We start from the raw sequence: 22586 nt of genomic DNA on the forward strand, positions 1-22586 counted from the left end.
AACGTAGAAGGCGGCAACAGCCGATCCAAGGCCTTAATATTGCATAAAATGCAACATAGAAATTGCAGCGGCCATTGCTAGCGTCTAGCATTGGATGAAATCCAATGCTACTTACATCCACAGCACGTCCGTGCCGTGCAAATCGCCAACTGAAACTCTCTATCTAGCAAGCTATGATTGATCTCACAGACCTGCTAGATTATAATACAAGCTTGGAATGCTACACTAAACTAAAGGAATTGATGACATGCTTACAAATAGCCCTGAATATTGGATTTCTAAACTTGAACTCGAAGCTCATCCCGAGGGCGGTTATTATAAACGTACTTTTCAAGCGGAAGAAAAAATTACGGATCAAGAGTTGTCCGTCGAATTCAACGGCTCACGACTGCTTTATACGAGCATCTACTTTCTCCTGCAATCGCACGATGTCTCGCATTTCCATCGCTTGAAATCGGATGAGTTATGGTATTTTCACGCCGGAAGCCCACTTACGATTCATGTCATTCACGAGGATGGCACGTATGAGGAAGTTAAGCTAGGCCTTCATTTAGAAAATGGCGAAACCCCACAATATTTGGTGCCAAAAAACTGTATTTTCGGATCCTCGGTCATGGAAAAAAATACGTTTTCGCTTGTCGGATGCATGGTAGCGCCTGGATTTGATTTTCAGGATTTCGAACTATTTTCCCAGGATGAGCTGCTTAAGCTGTACCCGCAACACAAGGATGTTATCAAAAAGTTAGCCTATGAACTGCTTCCTGTTTAAAAGGAGGCGCGATCAACACGTCGATCTGACGTGTTTTTTATTTTTGGCGATATTTGTTGTAAAATGACAGTATCAAATAAGACCTTTGGGGAAGCTATCCGATTGGAGAAAATCATGATCTATCAAAATTTAGAAGAATGCCTCATCGATTTAGAGAAAAACGGACATTTGGTTCGCATTCATGAAGAAGTCGATCCTGAGCTTGAGATGGCCGCCATTCACATGAAAGTACATGCTGCCGGAGGCCCGGCCTTGTTATTCGAGAATGTAAAAGGATCGAAGTTTCGCGCAGTATCCAACCTTTTTGGCACGGTTGAGCGCAGCAAATATATTTTTCGTCATACGTGGGAAGGCGTACAGCAGGTCATTTCTTTGCGAAGCGATCCTATGAAGGCCATGAAAAGCCCTTTGAAACATTTCGGAACAGGGCTCGCTGCATGGAAAGCACTGCCGCTCCAAGTATCCGGCGGACTGCCGGCTTCTTTCGAAGAGGTCAGCATTGCTGATCTTCCTCTCATTCGACACTGGCCGGAAGATGGCGGTGCCTTCGTCACGTTGCCTCAGGTCTATTCGGAAGATCCGGAGAAACCGGGCATTATGAATTCCAATCTGGGGATGTATCGGATTCAACTGAGCGGAAACGAGTACGAATTGAATAAGGAGATTGGCCTGCATTATCAAATTCATCGCGGCATCGGCGTGCACCAGGATAAAGCAACCAAGAAGGGGCTTCCTCTGAAAGTAAGCATTTTTATCGGTGGGCCTCCGGCCCATACGTTGTCAGCCGTTATGCCTTTGCCGGAAGGCATGAGTGAAATCACCTTTGCCGGCTTGCTTTCGGGGCGCCGCTTCCGCTACAGCTATATCGATGGATATTGCATTAGCCATGATGCTGATTTTGTTATCACAGGCGAAATATATCCGGGTGAAACGAAGCCGGAAGGCCCTTTTGGCGATCATTTGGGTTATTACAGCCTCACGCATCCTTTTCCACTCATGAGAGTGCATAAAGTATACACCAAGAAAGATGCAGTCTTTCCATTCACCGTCGTTGGCAGGCCGCCTCAAGAGGATACGGCGTTCGGCGCTTTGATTCATGAACTAACTGGGGATGCGATCAAGCAAGAAATTCCTGGTGTCAAAGAAGTTCATGCCGTCGATGCAGCGGGCGTGCATCCCTTGCTTTTTGCAATCGGAAGTGAAAGGTACACCCCTTATCAACAAGTCAAACAACCGGCGGAGCTGCTCACAATTGCCAATCGCATTCTAGGAACGGGGCAAGTGAGCTTGGCCAAATATTTGTTCATTACGGCGGAAGAGAGCCAGCCTCTGGATTCGCATGATGTCGAGCATTTTTTAACGTACATTTTAGCTAGAATGGATCTTCATCGCGATCTTCATTTTCATACTAATACGACCATCGATACGCTCGATTACTCGGGTACTGGGCTCAATAGCGGAAGTAAGGTTGTTTTTGCGGCCGTTGGGGATGTAAAAAGAGAATTGTGCACCCAGGTGCCTGAGGTTTTCAATGACATCAAAGGAATTGAGCACGCTCATCTGGTCATGCCGGGAATCGTCGCCATTCAGGTTTCTGAATTTAAAAGTTATGACGATACGCAAAAGGAAATGAGCGAATTATGCGAGGCCATCGCGGCAAAAGGCCCGCTCCCGACTTGTCCGCTCCTCATCGTCTGCGATGACAGCCAATTTATAAGCGAGTCCATAGACAATTTCGTTTGGGGCACTTTTACGCGCAGCAACCCGTCCCATGATATTCATGGCGTGAACAGTTATTATGAGAATAAACATTGGGCTTGCGATAATATCGTCATCGATGCCCGAATCAAACCGCACCAGGCGCCTCCTTTAATACCGGATCCAACCGTTGAGACGAACATTATGCGATTCTTCGCCGATGGCGCAAGTTTAAACGGCTTACACAAGTAAGACCGTCGCAGCATTAAGCAGCATCACGACCAATCAGGTTGTGGTGCTGTTTCTATTTGGAGCTCAGTGGGCAAAGGAAAAGCATGGACACCGTCGAACATACCAAGGATACACGATTTCGTCGTCCTTTAAGACGAACGCGTTTAACAAAACCCTATCAAAGCGCTGCAAGGATGGCGTAGAACGGTGGTTACCAATCCATGTCTCAGACACTTTTATATACGAAACTGCATATCCCCCCTCCGCGGCCTAAATTGGTTCTTCGCACCTCCCTGATAGAAAAGCTGAATGGAGGCCTGCACCGCAAGCTGACCCTCCTCTCGGCCTCGGCGGGGTTTGGTAAAACCCAATTAGTAAGCCAGTGGCTTACAACGTGCAAACGGCCTGTCGCATGGGTGTCCATCGATGAGGGCGATAACGATTCTTCACGTTTCCTGTCTTACCTAGCGGCAGCACTTCAGAGCATTGGAGCGAATATGGAGGAAGGCTTGTTTCGTGCACTCCAATCTCCACATCCTCCGCCCGCAGCGTCGGTTCTCATTCTGCTGATCAATGAAGTCAGCAGTATGCCGCACCCATTCGTCCTCGTGCTTGATGACTACCACCTCATTGATGCCGACCCGGTCCACGATGCGCTCATCTTTCTGATTGAGCACCTGCCGCCGCAGATGCATCTGGTTATCACTACGCGAGAAGATCCGCCCCTTCCGCTAGCCCGGCTGCGTGCACGCGGACAATTGACAGAGCTGCGCGCCGCCGACTTACGTTTCACCCTTTCGGAAGCTGCTGCTTTCCTCAACCAGACGATGGGGCTGAACCTGTCACCAGATAATATCGCCCTGCTGGAATCGCGCACGGAGGGCTGGATAACCGGCCTGCAATTAGCCGCCATTTCCATGGAAGGGCTTCATGATGCCACCAGCTTCATCAAGTCTTTTACCGGCAGCCACCGATTCGTTCTTGACTATTTGGTTGAAGAGGTTCTGCATAAGCAATCGGAAAGGGTCCAGACCTTCTTGCTGCACACATCGATTCTCGACCGCTTCTGCGCTCCTTTGTGTGATGCCGTTATGCGCCTCGCTCCCTCGTCTTCCAGTGAAGAAACGTTGAAACAGCTTGAGCTGGCCAACCTTTTTCTGGTTCCGTTATCACCATCTCTTTGCTGAGTTACTGCGGAAGCGGCTGCAGCAAAACGCCGCATTCACTGCATCATCCAGCGAAGATACCGAAGCTGAATTGCATCTTCGTGCGAGCAGCTGGTACGAGGAAAATGGTCTCGAGCTTGAAGCTTTTCACCATGCTGCCGCCGCGAAGCATATAGATCGCGCTGCTCGTCTAGTCGAAGGCAACGGGATGCCGCTGCATTATCGCGGTATGATGACCCCAGTATTACATTGGCTGGCCTCGCTGCCCACGAATGTTCTGGAAGCCAGACCTTCTTTGTTAGTGATCTATGCCTCGGCTTTAGTCTTTACGGGGCAAAACAGCAGCGTAGAACACAAATTGGTCACTGCAGAAAAAGCACTAAAAAAAGTCAAACTAGACGACAAAGCGCTTGATCTTGCCGGACACATCGCCTCCATAAGAGCTATGTTGGCGATCCCCCAATATCAAAGTGACATCATCCTCACCCAGTCACTCCGTGCTTTAGAGTTGCTGCACCCTGACCATTTGCCCGTTCGTGCTGCAGCCACTTGGACGCTCGGTTTTGCTTATCAGCTTCTAGGAGACCGCGCCGCAGCAAGCCGGGCGTATAGAGAAGTCAACTCATTCGGACAATCGACTTCATCCGTCATGATTACGATTGCTGCAACAACGGGCCTTGGCAGCATACAAGAAGCAGACAGCCAGCTTCATCTGGCTGTGGAGTCTTACGAGCGCGCGATCGAGTTAGCAGGCGTCCCTCCTCTCCCGGCGGCTTGCGAAGCACATCTGGGACTCGCTCGTATACACTACGAATGGAACGAGTCGGATGCCGCTGAACGGCACGGACAACAAAGCCTCCAATTAGCGAAGCAGGTAGAAAGCGTAGACACCTACGCTCTCTGTGAACTGTTTTTCACGCGGCTCAGGCTTGCCCAGGGGGATGTCGCCGGTGCCGCCGCTTGTTTAGCCAAAGCAGATCAGCACATCCGTAAGATAAACTTGGTATCGCGGGAACCCGATGTAGCTGCTATGCAAGTGCTTTTACTGCTCCATCAGGGCGATCTGACGGGAGCTGCTAGGCTGGCCCATTCTCAGAAGCTCCCCTTCAGCCAGGCTCGCGTACATTTAGCCCTAGGCGATGCGCCAGCCGCACTGGCCTTGTTGGAGCCGCTACGACAGCACGCCATTAAAAGCAGATCAATAGATGAACAGCTTAAAGGAATGGCGCTGCAAGTGGCTGTGCTCTATGCTAACGGGGACAAGCCAAAAGCTGCTAAACTGCTTGTTGAAGGACTAAAGCTGGCAGAGCCTGGCGGTTACATTCGGCTTTTTGTTGACGAAGGGATTCCAATCGCAGAGCTGGTTCCCGAAGCAGATCCGCATGGAATCAAGAAGGACTACCTGATTAAATTACTAGCATCAGCCGAAATTGTGGAACATTTTCACGCTGACAACTCTTGTTTGCATCCTGCTCCTCCGCTTATACAGAACTTAATTGAACCATTAAGCGTACGCGAGTTAAAGGTGCTTGAACTTATTGCCATGGGACTCTCCAACCGTGAGATTAGTGAGCGGCTTTTCGTCGCTTTGAGCACGGTAAAAGGGCACAATCAACGCATCTTTGACAAGCTCCAAGTCAAAAGGCGTACCGAAGCGATTGCCCGCGCCCGCGAGCTAGGTCTTTTCCGATAAAACAATACTTTAGTATCTACACAGGGATACCTGCATGTAGCTATATTGTTTGTAGATGAAGCAAGCGGCACATCCGGCTTATACGGGTGCGGCCGAATCCGCGAGATCTCGGAGGGAGTGCTTATGAAAGCAATCATAACTACAAAATATGGATCACCCGATGTCCTTCAGCTTAAAGAGGTTGATAAACCTATTCCAAAGGACCATGAAATATTGATCAAAATCCATGCGACCGTCGTCACGCCAGCAGACTGCGCTTTTCGAAAAGCCGACCCTTTCATGACAAGGCTGTTCAGCGGTCTGACGAAACCCAACTGCATACCGGGATTTGAGCTGGCCGGGGAAATTGAGGAAGTGGGCGGTGGGGTAACTCTTTTTAAAAAAGGGGACCAGATATTTGGAACGGCCGGCACTGGTTTCGGCGCACATGCTGAATACAAATGCCTGCCGGAAACCGGCGTGGTAGCCACTAAACCGGCAAACATGACCTATGCCGACGCCGTTGCTGTCTGTGATGGAGCCTTAACGGCCTTGTCCTTCCTTAGAGACATTGGCAAAATTCAGCGCGGACAACAAATCCTTATCAATGGCGCTTCTGGAGCGGTTGGTGCTTATGGGGTACAGCTTGCCAAGTACTTCGGGGCGGAAGTTACTGGAGTGTGCAGTCAAGTGAATATGAGTTTGGTCAAATCGCTAGGTGCCGACCACGTCATTGATTATACCAAAATGGACTTTTCTAAAACCGGCCATACCTACGATATTATTTTTGATGCTGTGGGAAAAAGTTCATTTGCACGCTGCAAAAGCTCGCTTAAGCAAAATGGCATCTACCTTTCAGCGGTCCCTTCACTCGCTATTTTGCTTCAGATGGCGTGGACATCAACGTTTGGCGGGAAAAGAGCATACTTTGCAGCAACAGGGCTCAAGCAAAAGAAAGAAAACCTCACCTTTCTCAAAGAGCTTGCCGAAGCTGAGAACATTAAATCCGTCATAGACAGGCGCTATTCCTTGGAACAAATAGCCGAGGCGCACCGATACGTGGATACCGGGCATAAAAAAGGCAATGTTGTCATTACGCTGGGATAAAACGAATGGAATCCTGAATTAACCATAAAGAAAAACAATAAAAACTTAAAAATATCCCTGTTCTCCCTTCAATAAATATGGTAGATTGATTGTATCATCCGTTGGAGGTACTCACTTTGAAAGCAGTCACCGAGAAGCTCATCAAGCAGCATCAACACTATTCGTCTGATAACCCCAGTGAGCTTAAAGATTATGGTTCAATCTATGATCATATGCTTTATTACTTCACAAGCGTGCTAGGAATTGATGAGCAGCAAGCTTTGTATACCATACAAGATTTTAAATCGGATCTTTCCTGTGACGTACTTAAAAATATCGTGCAATCCAAGGTGAATTTGTAAACTTGGGTTCACTTTTCACCGCGGCACGAAAAAGTTCAGCTGCAAAATTCCTTCCCTTGAGGTTATACCTCGAGGGATTTTTTTAATTTAACATCCATCTACCCGAACTAGCACAATTCTTTTTCGTTTACGGCAAATTCTTTGATCTTTTGAAACGCTTTCAAGTTCTGTGGCATGATCGGAATCATCCGTTGTATGATAGAGATAGTTCTCCCTACTAGGAAAATACAGGAATGGTGACGGCCATGAATCTATTGCGAAGTCCCTTCAAAACACTGCGCGGGAAAATACTTATTTCCTTATTTGTTCTCATCATTTTACCCGTCGTCATCATTCTTTACCGTTTCTACAATTCCTCTGAGCTTATTGTCCAGATGCAGCTCAATCAATCTAACCAAGCCGCGGTTGCCCAAAAAGCAGATAGGATGAACGATTTGGCCGTTCGTATTATTAAAGCCTCCAGCCTTATTATCAACGATCCGGAAACTGAAAAATTCCTTCGAGAGCCTGCTGATTGGTCCGATAATTACAGCTCTTTCATTAAACTGACCAGCTTGCAAAAAAAACTGTCCAACGTGAAAGATCTGCTGCTCGACAGCGATGCTTACTTGGGCCTCTATGACAACCGCGGCTTTACACACACCACCTGGTCAGCGGTCACCAAGACGGATATTGCCTCCTATCGCAAGGAAAGCTGGTATCAACCCACCCTGCAGCTTGGCGGCTCTCCCTACTGGTCAGTGCCCTACACGCTGCGCACAGCGGCCAGCAGCCAAGACCTCGTTGTCATGACCAGACAAGTTAATGGCGAATATACGAGCAATTACGGAATTTTCATGATCGGGGTTCCGATCCCGATATTTTTCTATAACGCGCAGGAGCTGCGCCAGCAGCAGGAATCCGGCGTCATCTCATTTCTGTTAGATCAGGACCAGAAGCTTTTGCTCGGCGACAGTTCGTCGAGTCATTTTAAAGCCTCAGAGTCACTTCAAGACATGCACAAAAACGCAAGCGGCATTCAAAAAATAACGTTGGACGGCCAGGATTACCTCGTAAATGACGCCTATGTCCCCCAGCTTGGCTGGCGGCTGGTCCAACTGATGAATCAAAAGGATTTTGCCACACAGCTAAGCCGTGAGAAAGATAAGTCCATCAGTTGGATCATCGCTTGGTTTTTCTTATTTGCGATCGCTTTCATCATACTAATGCTTCGCGTGACAAGTCCTTTCAAGCAGCTCGCGAAGTCGATGAACAAGGTCGGAAAAGGCGAATTTAATACGATGGTCACGATAAAAGGCGAAGATGAAATCGCCGTCTTGGGCAGTAATTTCAACAAAATGGTCAGCCATCTGCAGCATTTAATCGAAAATTTATACGATGAGGAGCAGCGCAAGCAGAAGGCGCAGTTTCAAGCGCTTCAAGCGCAAATCAATCCTCACTTTCTGCTGAATACGCTCAATTCCATTAAGTGGATGGCGATTCTCTCGGGCGCAGAACACGTCAGCGAAATGATTACGAAGCTGGGCAAGCTGCTGGGCTTCACTATGCGCAACGAACAGGAATTCGTGACGCTCCGTGAAGAGCTGGACTACATTCAGGTCTACCTCTCCTTGCAGGAAATTCGTTATCATGACCAAATCAAATTCTCTTTTGATATTCCGGAATCGCTGCTCGACTGTGAAATGTTGAAATTTACGCTTCAGCCGGCTATTGAGAATAGCATTATACACGGCAACCACTTTCCGCTAATCATCGAGCTCCAAGCGATGGAAGTCGCCGGCAAGCTGCACATCCTTCTGCAAGATAATGGTGTGGGCATGAGCTTGGAGAAAATCCAACAAGTGGAGAAGGAACTTCATCAACCCCACGTCAAGTTCAGCGGCATCGGCATTCGGAATGTGAATGAACGAATCAAGCTGCATTTCGGCGCACAATACGGCATACACATCGCCAGCTCTCCGAACGAAGGTGTTCGATTGACATTGATACTGCCACTTAACAGGAGGGAGCCTCATGATGCGCATTCTGATCGTAGATGATGAGATTTTGGTACGTATTGGGTTAAAAACGATTATTCCTATGAATAACGAGGAATTCCAAGTGATCGGCGAAGCAGCGAGCGGCCTGGAAGCTTTGGCGATTCTGGAAAATCATCCTTGCGAAATCGTGCTTACGGATATCCGCATGCCGGACATGGACGGACTGGAGCTGCTCCAAATCATCCGAGAACGCTGGCCAGCCATGAAATGCCTCATTCTATCAAATCATAGCGATTTTGCTTATGTACAAAAGGCCCTGCGTCTTGGGGCTACAGAATACATAACGAAACTGGAAATTCAACCTTCCGAGCTTATGCAAAAGCTTCGTGCTATTAAGGAACAGCTTCAGATTGAGAAGCAAGGCCAAACCGCCTACACAAAGCTGGAGCAAAAAGTGAATCAATACAGCAGCGAAGTAAAGGAGAAGCGGCTGCGTGAGCTCGTGCTGGGTCATTCCTCCCGCAGGGAAATCGAACAGGAATTCATTGAATTTCAACTGGAGCCTTTCCCTGCTCCTCTGTCCGCGATTGCGATTCAGATCGAATCTTATGAGGAACTAACGCATAACAACCGATTTCAAAGCGATCGGCTTCTGACCTATACGGTCAAGAATGTGCTCAGCGAGATTTTAAAAAAATATGGCAATGGAGAATTGCTCGAGATCGGCGGCGGCAAATTTTGCGTGCTCATCGGCCAATTGAACCCTGCAGTCCTGCAGGAAATGCAAAACGCGGTGCATACTTTCCTGAAAATTTCCATCTCCTGCGGAGTTTCACCGCCACTAGAGGATCCATATCTGCTTCAGCAAGCCTATGAGAAGGCGGATTATTCGCTTAACTATCGGTTTTATTTCGGACGCTCGTGCATCGTTGCCTACCACCAGATTCCCCCTGCTGCGCACCGACAATCTGAACCTTGGGACGAAGAGGACTTACGCAAACGAATTGACGAACAGGATGCCTCTGGACTTAGGCAGCAACTGAAGGACTGGACGCAAGAGCTGCTAGGTAAAAAAGACGTACCGCCGCTTATGCTGCGCGAGACGTGGCTCAGTCTGCTGCATATGTTTTCACGCAGTCTTAAAGCGGATGGCAACGATATTTATTCCGTGACACTTCACGAGAATCAATACCCGTATCATGTGATCCGGAACGCGGAAACGCTTCAGGAATTGGCGGATTGGTTCGTCGGCTGGATTCCTGTCTTTATGGATTACAAGAGGCAGCATGGCAAAGAAAAGCTGCGTCCCGAGATTCAAACCGTCATGCGCATCATTACGGATCAGTATAATTTGCCGATGAAAGTAGCGGATTTGGCGTGCAAAGTCGGTTACACCGAAAATTACTTGAGCAATTTATTTAAAAAGGAGACCGGCAAAACGATCACGGATTACATCACCAACGTTCGGATGAAAACGGCTAGAGAGCTGCTCAAAAATCCCGATTACAAAATATTCGAAATCTCGGAGAAAATCGGCTACGCCGACCCGAATCATTTCAGCCGCAGCTTTAAACAACTCGAAGGTATGTATCCTACCGAATTCCGCAAATTGTATTTCGGCGGGCGAACATCATAGAATAATGCTTAACTTGAAAAGAATCGTGCGTGTCTTTTTCTGGAGGATTCCAATACGATTGAATTACCAAAAGAAAAGGGGATGAACACATGAAGAAACTTTTTGGAGTAAGTGCATCGCTCGCCCTGTCTGTAAGCGTTTTCGTGGCTGGTTGCGCTAAAACCGATGTTGCACCCACAGCTTCCGCCACTGTAGCACCAGCAGCAGCAACAACAGCTGCCGCAGCTCCGACGCCGGAAGCCCAGAAGCCGGTTTCACTGAAGTTCTGGGGAGGCGTCCCGCCCGAAAGCGGTCCGCAAGAAGCCGTCGACAATTGGAATAAAGCTAACCCGAACATTAAGGTTGAATATATTCGTTATGTGAATGACGATCCCGGTAACTTGAAGCTTGAGACTGCTCTGCTCTCCAATACCGACGCACCGGACATCTATATGAACTACGGCGATGATAAAATGACGAAGCGCCAAGCCGCCGGCATGGCAGAACCTCTCGATGATCTGATTGCCAAAGCGGGCTTTGACGTGGAAGGGATTATCGGCAGCGCCAACATCAAGAAATTTGCCGACGGCAAATATTATTATCTGCCTGCCAACAAGAACGTCGGTGCCGTCCTTTTCAATAAAAAGGCACTAGACGAAGCCGGCGAGAAGCTGCCAACCGCCTGGACCTGGGATGACTTCAGCGCCCTTGCAGCGAAGCTCAACAAAGGCGAGCGTAAAGGCACAATGCTTGATCCCGCCTTGTCCACCTTCGGGGAAATTGTCCTGCAAACCGGCAAAGCCAAAGACTCCTTCATCGCGGACGACGGTACGTCCAACTTCAACAGCCCCGCTCTTAAGAAAGGTTTGGAGCTGCAGCAAAGCTTGGAAAGCAAAGGCATCATGATGAAATATTCCGAAGCCGTCGCCGGTAAAATTACGGTGCAGAACGAGCTGCTGACGGGTAAAGCGGCTATGACGCCTTCTCAAATCTATATCATCCGTTATATCAAAGATACGAAAAGCTTCCCTCACGATTTCAAAGTAGCTTTCGCTCCGTATCCGCAATTCACAGCCGGCGGCAACGTGAACCCTGGAGGCGGTATGGGCGACTATATGTCCATTAACAAAAACAGTAAAAACAAAGAAGCCGCCATGAAATTCATTTCCTGGTACCTGCAAGAAGGCAACATGTCGATGGTTCCCGGTGGTCGTATCCCGACGAATAAAAAAGCCGATGCCGGCAAAATCGCTTCTATTCTGATCGGTGACGCCAAAGATTTAATCGATGAAGATTCCTTGAAAGCATTGCTCGCTGGAAGCTACACATTCCCAACAGCTTACAATGTACCTGTCCCTACAGAACTGAAAGCCATCTACAAGGACGAAATGGAGAAATATTTACTCGGCGTCCAACCGATTGATAAAACGCTCGAAACGATGAAAACCCGCTCCGATGCAACGATCAAAGGCGCCAAAAAATAAGCTCGTGCTGCCATCGAAGCTGTCCCCAAACGTCATCCAATGACCTAGGGACAGCTTTTTCATAAAGTAAGCCTAACCCATGAAACGAAAGGATGACTCGCCCATGAGACCATTCTGGCAAACCGCGAAATTCAGGGAAAATCTCGCCGGTTACCTGTTCATTTTACCCAATCTTACCGGGTATCTCGCGTTTATTTTATTGCCCATTCTATTCAGTCTGTATCTGGTCTTCGTGGATTGGGAGTACCTCAAAGGCTTCGCCGGCATCACATGGGTGGGCTTCGATAATTTCAAAGCGCTTCCAAGTGATCCGAAATTTCTTAAATCGCTGCAAAATAATACCGTGTTTACCTTAGTCAGCGTACCGGCCTCCATCGTAATCGGCTTGTTCATGGCCGTGATTCTAAACAAATATGTATTTTTCAAAAATACGTTGCGGCTGCTGATTTTTCTACCTTACGTCTCTTCCCTGGTTGCGGTCTCCGTCATTTGGAGCATCATGTACCGTGCAACGAACGGACCCATCAACCAGTTCCTGTTATCGATCGGCATCGAACATCCGCCAGGCTGGCTATCCAGTCCCAAATCCGCGCTTTTTGCCATTATTATCATGTCCGTATGGGTCACAATCGGTTATGCCATGGTCATTTACTTGGCAGGCCTGCAAGGCATTTCTAAAGATTTGTACGAAGCAGCTGAGATTGACGGCGCCTCCATGATGCGGCAGTTTTTCCAAATCACCGTTCCCATGCTAACACCAACCACATTTCTTATTGCCATTACGCTCATCATTTGGTCTTTCCAGGTATTCGGTCCTGTCGCTGTTATGACGCAAGGAGGTCCGATCGACTCAACGATGGTGCTGTCCTATCACATTTATCTGCTGGCTTTCCGTTTCTATAAAATGGGTTATGCGGCTGCGGTCTCGTGGGTCCTGTTCACCATTATCTTCATCATTACGCTCATCCAGTGGCAAAGCCAAAAGCGTTGGCAGGATCACTTCTAGGAAGAAAGGAGAACCATCATGGAAATGGAAACTACCTATCCGGTGCAATCCACCCAACAAAAAACGCGTGCTAAAAACAAGCAGCTGCCCTGGGTTATCAAAGCCATCATTACCGTCGTATTGGCAGCCTTCGCGCTAATCATGATACTGCCCTATATCTGGATGATCTCTACCTCTTTTAAAATCAATGGCGAAGTTTTCAAGTATCCGATTGATTGGATTCCAAAGACCTGGCATTTTGAAAATTACAAGCAAGTGTGGACGGGGCCTAACCCTTTTTATCTGTTCTATTTGAACTCCATTAAAATTACTGGGATTACAGTTGCAGGCAACTTACTCACGAGTGCAATGGCTGGCTATGCCTTCGCCAAAATCCGCTTCAAAGGCCGCAACTTTCTGTTCCTGCTCTATCTATCAACGATGATGATTCCAAGCCAAGTGCTACTCCTTCCGCGCTTTATCCTGTTCGATTCGATGAAGCTGATCAACACGCATTATTCGCTTATTTTGCCAGGTTTGTTTACGGTATTTGGCACATTTTTGATGAGACAGTTCTTCAGCACGCTTCCCAATGAACTGCTCGAGGCAGCACGTGTAGACGGAGCCGGATATTGGCGCACCTTCTGGCAAATTTCATTGCCGCTGATCAAACCTGCCATCGTCACTCTGCTCATCCTCTCCTTCACTTCACACTGGAATGAATACGAAGGTCCGCTTATTTACCTCAGAGACAAACATCTCTTTACGATTCCACTGGGGTTAACCAGCTACGTCGAAGAGTTCGGGACCAATTATGTCCTTACCATGGCTGCTTCGGTATCCGCTCTGCTGCCGCTTCTCATCGTCGTCATCGTCTGTCAGAAATGGTTCGTTGAGGGCTTCGCCAGCTCAGGGTTGAAGGGTTAGCAGGCAGCTTTTCGGTGAGGCGACGAGCTGGAAGGCACCGGGCGGGAAGGTACTGACCGGAAGAGAACTGCCGGAAGGCAACTGCCGGAAGGACAACTGCCGGAAGGCAACTGCCAGAAGGACAACTGTCTGAAGGGCAACTGCCTGAAGGGCAACTGCCTGAAGGGCAACTGCCTAAAGGGCAACTGCCTGAAGGGCAACTGCCGGAAGGGCAACTGCCGGAAGGACAACTGCCTGAAGGGCAACTGCCTGAAGGGCAACTGCCGGAAGGCAACTGCCTGAAGGGCAACTGCCTGAAGGGCTCCCCCTTGGCCATGCTATCCAGAAGTTGGATGGGTTTGGCCAAACAAGGGGGGCTTTTGTCCTCGTTGGATGATTTCCAATGAACTGGCTTTATTAGCAGGCCAAACACACCTTTCGTTGGACGAAATCCAACGTACTCCGCGTAAAGCCCCCATTACTGCCTTCAATTCTATCTCTGTCTTGGATTTCATCCAATGAGATTGCCGTTTCAGCAGCCGAAACCATACTTTCATAGGAATACGTCCAACGAAGGTGCCAATTCAAACGTGCTATCAGGCGAATCCGCTCTATTTATCCATACACCCGAACTTCCACCACTTCCGCACTCGGACTCCCGTTCGTCGACTCGACGATCAGCCGCAATCGTACAGCAGAAACGTTGCTTGCCAACTCATGTCTCCGCGTCCGCCTCCGATTGTTCGTCTCACGCAGCAGAACAACCCACGCCCCGTCCACATAAGCCTCAATCCGGTAGTCTTTCACCAATTCCGGCATGACGTCACAGGACGTCCTGAACGCATGCAAATTAATCAAATCCTGATTCACATTGTCATTGAAAGTCACCTGCACCCGCTTAATCTCCTTCGGCGCCTCCCATGTCAGCTCAAGCCACTCTTCCCTGCCTGCTGCCATCCTCTCCGACATCCACAGATGCGGCCCGCCGTAAGGACGCAGGTAGCCATCCGTCACACGCTCCGCCGAGAAAGCGGTTGTCGCTTCCGGTGCTCGGAAACAGATCGGCTTACGATCCAAGCCGCCCTTCATGCTCCACAGCACAACCGGCTGCTCCGGCTGATGATCCTCCAGCTTCGGATCAACAATCGGCTTCGCACCCTTTACGAATGCGATCGTCCCTGTTACCGGCTCATCCGCATGGTAAACAGTAACGTGCTCGTTCGCCTTGACAATGACGAACGCGTTCTGCTCCACCTCCGGCTGCCAACTCAGCTCAAAAGCCACCCACTGCCGCTCACCGGCCGCAACACGTGCTGATGCCGCCGCAATCAAGCTCTTCGGCACGTAGTTCTCAGCGCGTCCCGTATCCCACAGCTCTACAGTCATCGTCGTAGCCTCCGAGACATCCGCCAGAAGCTCAAAGCCCCGCAGCGCCGGAGCCACTGGGAATAGCACAGCCACGTCCGTGTCCAAGCGCCTGGGCTCCACAGCCCGCTCCACGCCCACCTGGCGTAACGTACTCGACGCCGTTACCTGGGCACGGCGGGCCAGATCCGCTTCATCTTCGCTGCGCAGGCCGATGATCGAAGCATCCTGACGCAGCAACGCCATCTGCAGCTCCTTCAGATGCTTCTGATGCAGCTCGCGCGGCATCACCTGCTTTTGCACGCACAGGGCTGCCCCCGTCCCTGCCGCCTCTCCAAGGACGGCGCACGTGGCCATGACTCGCGTCGTCCCGAACGCAACATGCGAAGCGCTGATATTGCGTCCCGCCATCAACAGGTTGCTGACATTCACCGAGTACAGCGAACGAAACGGAATATGGTAGACGCCATCGGCATGCAAGTGCTTAGATCCACTTTCCGCAGCGTACATGCCCTGCGGGGGATGCAAATCAATCGACCACCCGCCGAAGGCGATGCGGTCCTCAAAAGGCGTCTGCGCCATAATGTCGTTTTGAGTCAGCACATAATCGCCGACAAATCGCCGGTACTCCCTTTTTCCAGGTAAAGCCCCCACCCATTCGAGCGTCATCTGCTGCGCTTCAAAGTTGCCGGAGTTCTTAATATAGTCCCAAATTCCGTAGATAACCGACCATAGCTCATCACGAATCTTTTCATTTTCATGCACAGTGTCCAGCTCGCCGCCCCACTCAATCCACCAATAATGACAGCCCGAATCTCCGCTGCGTATAACTCTTTTGATCGGTATCGATGTTTTCGTAATATCTTTGGCAAAAGTCGGAGGATGGAATTTAACAGGATGGCCTGCATCTTTCGTGTAAAATAAAATCGTACTGCCCAGCGTAATCCCGTCCGCCACCTCCGGCGCCCAATCCTCGCCATGCTCCGCTCTCGCTTCCCGTCCAATCCGATACTTCGCACCAGCCAGAAACCCGATGAGCCCATCCCCTGTGCAATCCAGAAACACTTCGCTTTCGAAACGAATTTTTCGCTCAGAACCCATCATCCAGCCCGTAACACTGCGGATCTTCCGATGATCCTCATCACCATCAGCTTCCACCTCATGAACGTCCGTGTTGAGAAAAAGCTGAATACGATTCTCGGCGCGCACCGCTTCGAGCACCGTCAAATCCCATAAATACGGATTGCCGTCCATATTCTGAAATTGGTTTTCGACGAACAGCTCCCCCATAATGCCTGTTTCCCGCGCATAGCGGTTGACTCCATGCCCAGTCGCGCCACAGACCCAAACACGCACCTCGCTGGAGGAATTTCCGCCTAATACAGGCCGATTCTGGACGAGCGTAACCGTTTGCCCAAGCCTTGCCGCAGCAATGGCAGCACACACACCGGATAACCCGCCGCCAATGACGGAGATATCCGTTTTTACGAGTTCCTCTTTCATTCACTTTTCCCCCTCAACGCTCGCTTATATCCTCATTTTAATGCATAGTAAACGCTTTACTCCATGCACGCAAACAACAAAAACATATACAAAATTTCATCCCTGTCTATCTTGCTTCTAAGGTTTCGTATATGCTAATCATGTGGGACAAATTGGCAGAAGCGAGGGACAAATCGTGCGCATACGCGAGATAACAAGCACGAAACCGGAAGTGATCAGCCATGTTTACTGGAAGGAGAAAGCCGCCTTTCAAGTTCATGTGGACATCAACGACTTCTGGGTGGTATTTGGCGTGGAAGATGGCAGTTTCACTTATCGCATCGGTCCGCACGAAGGCACAGCTTCTTTCGGTGATCTCGTGTTTTGTCCGCCTGGTGTTGCTTTTCAGAGAGAAATGGTCCATCCCTCGTCTTTTCACGTTTTTTTGCTGCGATGGGTCCTTGAAGAGAACGGAGCCTTGGTTACGGAGGACAACATCCCTGCCGGCAAAGTAACAGTCCAGGATCTGCATCGGCTGACATCTACTTATACGTATTTGCGAAAGTGGACGGAGGTTCATACAGATACCTCCACTGCTTTGCGTCATCACTATGTGACGGATATTTGGATGCAGGTTGTGGAAGAATGGCTGTCAGATTCACGTGAACCATCAGGTGAGGACATCCTTGTGCAGAAAGCCATTGCCTACATGCTGGAGCATGCAGCATCCTCGTTCAATTTGAAACGGCTCGCCATGGAGCTGGGGCTAACACAGGTGCAGTTCACGCGGAGATTCAAAAAAACGACCGGCATGGCGCCGCTGGATTACCTCACTTCTTTGCGATTGCAGAAGGTACAGAAACTTTTACTCGATAGCGACTTGACGTTGCAGCAAATTGCGGGGCTATGCGGGTTCGAGAATGAATTCTACTTGAGCCGTGTGTTTAAAAAGCGCATGCGTATTACCCCTTCGCATTACCGCAAGCTGCATCGGTTATGAACCCTTTTTAGCGGAAACAATGGATATAAAGAGAAAGGTGTGAACTTATTGAACGTTCTTCTATTCGGAGCAACCGGCATGGTAGGGCAATCTGTGCTGCGTGAATGTCTCCTGGATCCTCGGATCAAGAGAGTAGTAACAATCGGGCGAAATGCTACTGGCCAGCAGCACCCGAAACTCAGCGAGCTCGTGCATGCGAATTTACTGGATTTATCAGCCTTGGAGGGGGAACTTTCCGGATTTGATGCTTGCTTCTTCTGCCTGGGCGTCTCTTCTGCGGCTATGAGCGAGGAGAAATATACAGCGATAACGTATGATTTAACGATGAGTGTGGCAAAAACGTTAGTGAGATTGAACCCCGCCATGACGTTCACCTATGTGACCGGAGCCGGCACGGATAGCTCTGAGCGAGGGCGCAGCATGTGGGCCCGGATCAAAGGCAAAACAGAAAATGACCTGCTCAAGCTGCCTTTTAAAGCGGCGTATATGTTCAGACCTGGAGGCATTCTGCCCCTGCATGGCGTTAGATCCAAAACGAAGCTATATCAAGCCGTATATACGATCATGAAACCTTTTTACCCGCTGCTGGAAAAATGGTTCCCGAATTCGGTGACGACCTCGGAAAAGGTTGGCCGCGCCATGATTGAAGCCGCTATTAACGGTTATCCCAAGCCAATCATTGAGAGCAGTGATTTGAATCGTTTCTAACTCATCACGCAAGAAAAAGGACTCCTCGCGGAGTCCTTTTCGACGGTGACAAATTGATGGTACTTTTGCCTTGAAACCTACTTCGCTCGGTAACTACCTCATCACATTCCTGCAGTTTTTAGCTACATTAATGGCCTGCGGCACATCTCCTCGCTTTACGGTAGATTCAACAACAACTTCCCTGGTATTTCGTCTACATTGTATGCGACACAACACCTCTCTGAATCACCGTCGAAAATTAGTATGTCCGATCTCCCTTATCTTATACAAAGCATCTCAAAATGATTGACGAATATATATGCTAAGAATATAATTGCTATAGCAACTAATTTTCGAGAGGAGGTTTGTGTTATGCAGATGGATCATTCCCTGGGGTTTATTCTGAATCATGCCGGGCGCCGCATGACACAGCTTTTGGGCTCTCAATTTCAGCCCTACGATATGACGACGGAACAGTGGGTCGTGCTTCATCGTCTGGCGTGCGAGGACGGGATTACCCAGAAACTGCTCGCTATTCGAGCGGAGAAGGATCAAACGAATATTACACGAATCCTCGACCAATTGGAGCGCAAAGGAATGATTGAACGCCGCGCTAATGAAGCTGATCGCCGTTCCTTTCTGACGTTCATTACGGATCAGGGCAGAGCGATGAATGACATTCTCACCCCGATTGAGCAGAAGGTCATCGCTTCACTGCTTAGCGGCTTTACGGAGGAACAGGCTTCCCTGCTCAAGTCGCTGCTCATACAAATCACCCAAGAAGCCAATGCACGCATTAAGGAAGTGGAGGAATCACAGTGAGTACCGAGACCGATCAGAAATTGTGGAATCGCGATTTTGTTGCTGTATGTCTCAGCAGCTTTTTTTTATTCATGACGTTTTATATTCTAGCCGTAACTTTGCCAATCTTTGTCACCGATACGTTGCATGCCGGGCAGCAGCAAATTGGCCTGGTGATGACAATCTTTATTATCTCAACCGTTATTTTACGTCCGTTAACCGGCAAGTGGATGGATGAATGGAATCGGAAGAAGATCATCTCCTTCGCCCTTGCCCTGTTTATGATTTGCACCGCGATGTATCCGTTTATCCATCAGTACGGTGTCTTGCTAGGCGTACGGTTCCTGCATGGCATCGGCTTTGGGATGGCTACAACAGCCGCGGGCGCTGTAGCCATTGATCTTGTGCCGGATCGCCGCAAGGGCGAAGGCATCGGCTATTTCAGCCTGTTCATGAGCTTGGCCATGGTTGTCGGACCGTTTCTCGGTTTAACCATTATGCAATCTAACAATAATGCTCTCCTATTTGGCGTCTGTATCGTGTTCGCTGTTCTATCCCTTCTATTCGGGTTATCCCTCCGCATTCCCCAGCGCGTTGTGCAGGCATCCGTGAAACCGGAAAAGGGCTGGAGAAAATTCATCGAGCCGCGGGCGATCCCGATTTCCCTGACAGGCAGCGTGCTCGCTTTCTCCTATGGTGCCATCACAACGTTTCTGTCCGTTTATGCCAAAGCGAACGGATTGGAGAAATACGCCAGCTACTTCTTCATGGTTTTCGCTTTGATGATTGTCATTTCCAGACCGTTTACCGGCAAATGGTTCGACCGTTCAGGACCTAACGGCTTGGTTTACCCAGGCGTTGTTTTGTTCACGCTGGGGATGATTGGCCTCAGCCTGACATCTTCCGCCGTGCCCTTTTTAGTGGCCGGCGGACTGCTGGGACTTGGCTTCGGCGCCATGCTTCCGAGCTTCCAGACCATCGCGATTCAAGCGGCGCCAGCTCACCGCAGAGGACTTGCCACCGGCACGTATTTCTTGCTCTTCGATACCGGCTATGGGATCGGCTCGTACGTGCTTGGCCTCGTCGCATCCAAAACCGACTATCATACGATGTACTTCGTGGCAGGCATCGTTGTTGCATGTTCGTCACTGTTGTATTACGGCCTGCATCACCGGAAATCGAGTGTCGCCCTGAAATCCGGTACAGCGGCTTCTATGAAATAAACAAACGCCGTTTCTCACTAACACTTCTGAGTGGTAGAGAGGGACGGCGTTTTTATCATTTTCACAGGAATTTAACTGGGAATAGCAATTGACATTGAATTAACGGAATGATATAAAAATAATGTGTAGCACTCAAGTAGAGAGAGTGCTAATATTGAACTATTGTTACATATCGAAAGGAGATTTATCCGTGGAAAAGAAACAGTTTCAGGCTGAGTCCAAAAGACTATTAGAAATGATGATTAACTCCATTTACACGCAAAGAGAAATCTTCTTGAGAGAGCTTATCTCCAATTCCAGCGATGCCATTGATAAAATTTACTACAAAGCACTCACAGACGACTCATTGGTATTTGACAAAGACAGTTACTTTATTAAAGTCATTGCAGACAAAACGAACAGAACATTAACAATCCGCGATACCGGTATCGGGATGACGAAAGAAGATTTGGAGAACAATTTAGGGATCATTGCGAAAAGCGGTTCTCTTGCGTTCAAAAAAGAAAACGAAGCCAAAGACGGCCACAATATCATCGGCCAATTCGGCGTAGGCTTCTACTCCGCGTTCATGGTAGCGGATGTTGTTACGGTGACAAGTAAAGCGCTTGGCAGCGACACAGCTTACAAATGGGAGTCCACTGGCGCTGATGGGTATACCATCGAAACAGCCGAGAAAGATTCCGTTGGTACAGAAATCGTACTGCAAATCAAAGCGAATACCGAAGATGACAACTACGACGAATATTTGGACGAGTACCGCCTGAAAGCGATCATCAAAAAATATTCCGACTTCATTCGTTATCCGATCAAAATGGACGTTGCCGGCAAAAGACCCAAAGAAGGCACGGAAAATGAATTCGAAGATTATCAAGAAGAGCAGCAGCTTAACAGCATGGTGCCTATCTGGAGAAAAAATAAAAGCGAACTAACGCCTGAGGATTATGAGAAGTTCTATCATGAGAAGCATTACGGCTTCGATAAGCCGCTTAAGCATATTCATGTTAGCGCGGACGGGGCTGTTGTCTACCAAGCGATCCTTTTTGTTCCGGAAAGCATGCCTTTCGACTACTATTCCAAGGAATATGAAAAAGGTTTGGAGCTATATGCCAATGGCGTTTTGATCATGAACAAATGCGCGGACCTGCTGCCTGACTATTTCAGCTTCGTGAAAGGGATGGTCGATTCCGAAAGCTTGTCTCTGAACATTTCCAGAGAGATGTTGCAGCATGATCGTCAATTAAAGCTGATTGCCAAAAACATTCAAAGCAAAATCAAAGGCCAACTTCAATCCATGCTGAAGGATGAAAGAGAGAAATACGAAACCTTCTACAAAGCGTTTGGCCGTCAGCTCAAATTCGGCGTCTACAGCGACTACGGCACCCATAAAGACGTTCTGCAGGACCTGTTGATGTTCCACTCCTCCAAGGAGAAAAAGCTCGTTACACTCGACGAATACATCGCGAGAATGCCGGAAGATCAGAAGTTCATCTACTATGCATCCGGGGAATCCATGGAGCGCATCGATAAGCTTCCACAAACGGAGCTTGTTACGGATAAAGGCTATGAAATCTTGTATTTCACCGACGATATCGACGAGTTCGCAATCAAAATGATCATGACTTACAAGGAAAAAGAATTCAAATCGGTTTCCAGCGGCGATCTCGGCATTGAAGCGGATGATAAATCCGAAACCGAAGCGGAAACAAACGATAACAAAGAGCTTTTCGAATACATGACCAGCTTATTGTCCGGTAAAGTTACGAACGTCAAGGCATCCAAACGACTCAAAAAGCATCCGGTTTGCCTGTCTACAGACGGTGACGTGACCATCGAGATGGAAAAAATCTTGAATGCGATGCCGAATAATCCGAATGTGAAAGCCGAAAAAGTGCTTGAAATCAACATGAACCATGAGGTATTCGGCTCGTTGAAGGACGCTTTCGAAAAAGACAAAGAGAAGCTGAACCTTTACACAGCCCTCTTGTACAACCAAGCTCTCCTCATCGAAGGCTTGCCGCTTCAAGATCCGGTTGAGTTCACGAATGATATCTGTAAAATCATGGTGTAATCCATGA

At 48.8% G+C, this 22586-nt stretch carries 17 protein-coding genes; 16 read left to right on the forward strand and 1 reads right to left on the reverse strand.

The window, feature by feature from the left end; all coding sequences use genetic code 11:
• Positions 1-247 precede the first annotated feature (247 nt).
• The 11 genes from GON05_RS24695 (at position 248) to GON05_RS39795 (ending at position 13974) form a co-directional block, all read left to right on the forward strand.
• A complete protein-coding gene (locus GON05_RS24695; RefSeq protein ID WP_157322794.1) occupies positions 248-769 on the forward strand; it encodes a cupin domain-containing protein in 522 nt (173 codons plus the stop codon).
• A gap of 114 nt (positions 770-883) precedes the next feature.
• On the forward strand, positions 884-2719 hold the full coding sequence (locus GON05_RS24700; protein WP_157322796.1) for a UbiD family decarboxylase: 1836 nt from the start codon (positions 884-886) through the stop codon (positions 2717-2719).
• Positions 2720-2919: 200 nt separating this feature from the next.
• Positions 2920-3885 carry a winged helix-turn-helix domain-containing protein gene (locus tag GON05_RS39940; protein WP_309492792.1) on the forward strand — a complete coding sequence of 322 codons (966 nt, stop codon included), beginning with the start codon at positions 2920-2922 and terminating at the stop codon, positions 3883-3885.
• Complete coding sequence (locus GON05_RS24705) at positions 3836-5557, forward strand: LuxR C-terminal-related transcriptional regulator (RefSeq protein WP_309492794.1); 1722 nt, start codon at positions 3836-3838, stop codon at positions 5555-5557. The genes GON05_RS39940 and GON05_RS24705 overlap by 50 nt, the downstream gene beginning before the upstream one ends.
• A 123-nt stretch (positions 5558-5680) precedes the next feature.
• On the forward strand, positions 5681-6643 hold the full coding sequence (locus tag GON05_RS24710) for an NAD(P)-dependent alcohol dehydrogenase (RefSeq protein WP_157322798.1): 963 nt from the start codon (positions 5681-5683) through the stop codon (positions 6641-6643).
• 116 nt (positions 6644-6759) lie between these two features.
• Entirely contained in the window at positions 6760-6984 is a 225-nt protein-coding gene (locus tag GON05_RS24715; protein WP_157322800.1) for a hypothetical protein, read from the forward strand.
• Between the two features lie 245 nt (positions 6985-7229).
• A complete protein-coding gene (locus tag GON05_RS24720; protein ID WP_181646696.1) occupies positions 7230-9023 on the forward strand; it encodes a cache domain-containing sensor histidine kinase in 1794 nt (597 codons plus the stop codon).
• Positions 8998-10599, forward strand: a complete 1602-nt coding sequence (locus GON05_RS24725) for a response regulator (protein WP_157322804.1) — start codon at positions 8998-9000, stop codon at positions 10597-10599. The genes GON05_RS24720 and GON05_RS24725 overlap by 26 nt, the downstream gene beginning before the upstream one ends.
• A gap of 89 nt (positions 10600-10688) precedes the next feature.
• On the forward strand, positions 10689-12062 hold the full coding sequence (locus GON05_RS24730; protein ID WP_157322806.1) for an ABC transporter substrate-binding protein: 1374 nt from the start codon (positions 10689-10691) through the stop codon (positions 12060-12062).
• Positions 12063-12165: 103 nt separating this feature from the next.
• Positions 12166-13068, forward strand: a complete 903-nt coding sequence (locus tag GON05_RS24735) for a carbohydrate ABC transporter permease (RefSeq protein ID WP_157323265.1) — start codon at positions 12166-12168, stop codon at positions 13066-13068.
• 18 nt (positions 13069-13086) lie between these two features.
• Positions 13087-13974: a carbohydrate ABC transporter permease gene (locus tag GON05_RS39795; protein WP_220138897.1), complete on the forward strand. Its 888-nt coding sequence runs from the start codon at positions 13087-13089 to the stop codon at positions 13972-13974.
• 594 nt (positions 13975-14568) lie between these two features.
• Here GON05_RS39795 and GON05_RS24745 read toward each other — a convergent pair.
• Positions 14569-16821, reverse strand: a complete 2253-nt coding sequence (locus GON05_RS24745) for an FAD-dependent oxidoreductase (protein WP_157322808.1) — start codon at positions 16819-16821, stop codon at positions 14569-14571.
• Positions 16822-16996: 175 nt separating this feature from the next.
• On the opposite strand from GON05_RS24745, the gene GON05_RS39945 reads away from it, so the two are divergent.
• The 5 genes from GON05_RS39945 (at position 16997) to htpG (ending at position 22579) form a co-directional block, all read left to right on the forward strand.
• Entirely contained in the window at positions 16997-17800 is an 804-nt protein-coding gene (locus GON05_RS39945) for a helix-turn-helix domain-containing protein (RefSeq protein WP_157322810.1), read from the forward strand.
• A 48-nt stretch (positions 17801-17848) separates the two neighbouring features.
• Positions 17849-18508 carry an NAD-dependent epimerase/dehydratase family protein gene (locus GON05_RS24755; protein ID WP_157323269.1) on the forward strand — a complete coding sequence of 220 codons (660 nt, stop codon included), beginning with the start codon at positions 17849-17851 and terminating at the stop codon, positions 18506-18508.
• Between the two features lie 351 nt (positions 18509-18859).
• Positions 18860-19309 (forward strand): MarR family winged helix-turn-helix transcriptional regulator, encoded by a 450-nt coding sequence (locus GON05_RS24760; RefSeq protein ID WP_157322812.1) that lies wholly within the window; start codon positions 18860-18862, stop codon positions 19307-19309.
• A complete protein-coding gene (locus GON05_RS24765; protein WP_181646697.1) occupies positions 19306-20511 on the forward strand; it encodes an MFS transporter in 1206 nt (401 codons plus the stop codon). The genes GON05_RS24760 and GON05_RS24765 overlap by 4 nt, the downstream gene beginning before the upstream one ends.
• 190 nt (positions 20512-20701) lie before the next feature.
• The gene (gene htpG / locus GON05_RS24770; protein ID WP_181646698.1) at positions 20702-22579 is read left to right on the forward strand and encodes a molecular chaperone HtpG; all 1878 of its coding nucleotides are present in this window, start codon (positions 20702-20704) and stop codon (positions 22577-22579) included.
• The last annotated feature ends 7 nt before the right edge of the window (positions 22580-22586 follow it).

Source organism: Paenibacillus anseongensis (assembly GCF_009757995.1).
Taxonomy (GTDB): domain Bacteria; phylum Bacillota; class Bacilli; order Paenibacillales; family NBRC-103111; genus Paenibacillus_E; species Paenibacillus_E chondroitinus.

Coding starts and splice junctions, on each gene's coding strand:
- GON05_RS24695 (WP_157322794.1), top strand. CDS start 248: ATGCTTACAAATAGCCCTGAATATTGGATTTCTAAACTTGAACTCGAA.
- GON05_RS24700 (WP_157322796.1), top strand. CDS start 884: ATGATCTATCAAAATTTAGAAGAATGCCTCATCGATTTAGAGAAAAAC.
- GON05_RS39940 (WP_309492792.1), top strand. CDS start 2,920: ATGTCTCAGACACTTTTATATACGAAACTGCATATCCCCCCTCCGCGG.
- GON05_RS24710 (WP_157322798.1), top strand. CDS start 5,681: ATGAAAGCAATCATAACTACAAAATATGGATCACCCGATGTCCTTCAG.
- GON05_RS24720 (WP_181646696.1), top strand. CDS start 7,230: ATGAATCTATTGCGAAGTCCCTTCAAAACACTGCGCGGGAAAATACTT.
- GON05_RS24725 (WP_157322804.1), top strand. CDS start 8,998: ATGATGCGCATTCTGATCGTAGATGATGAGATTTTGGTACGTATTGGG.
- GON05_RS24730 (WP_157322806.1), top strand. CDS start 10,689: ATGAAGAAACTTTTTGGAGTAAGTGCATCGCTCGCCCTGTCTGTAAGC.
- GON05_RS24735 (WP_157323265.1), top strand. CDS start 12,166: ATGAGACCATTCTGGCAAACCGCGAAATTCAGGGAAAATCTCGCCGGT.
- GON05_RS39795 (WP_220138897.1), top strand. CDS start 13,087: ATGGAAATGGAAACTACCTATCCGGTGCAATCCACCCAACAAAAAACG.
- GON05_RS24745 (WP_157322808.1), bottom strand. CDS start 16,821: ATGAAAGAGGAACTCGTAAAAACGGATATCTCCGTCATTGGCGGCGGG.
- GON05_RS24760 (WP_157322812.1), top strand. CDS start 18,860: ATGCAGATGGATCATTCCCTGGGGTTTATTCTGAATCATGCCGGGCGC.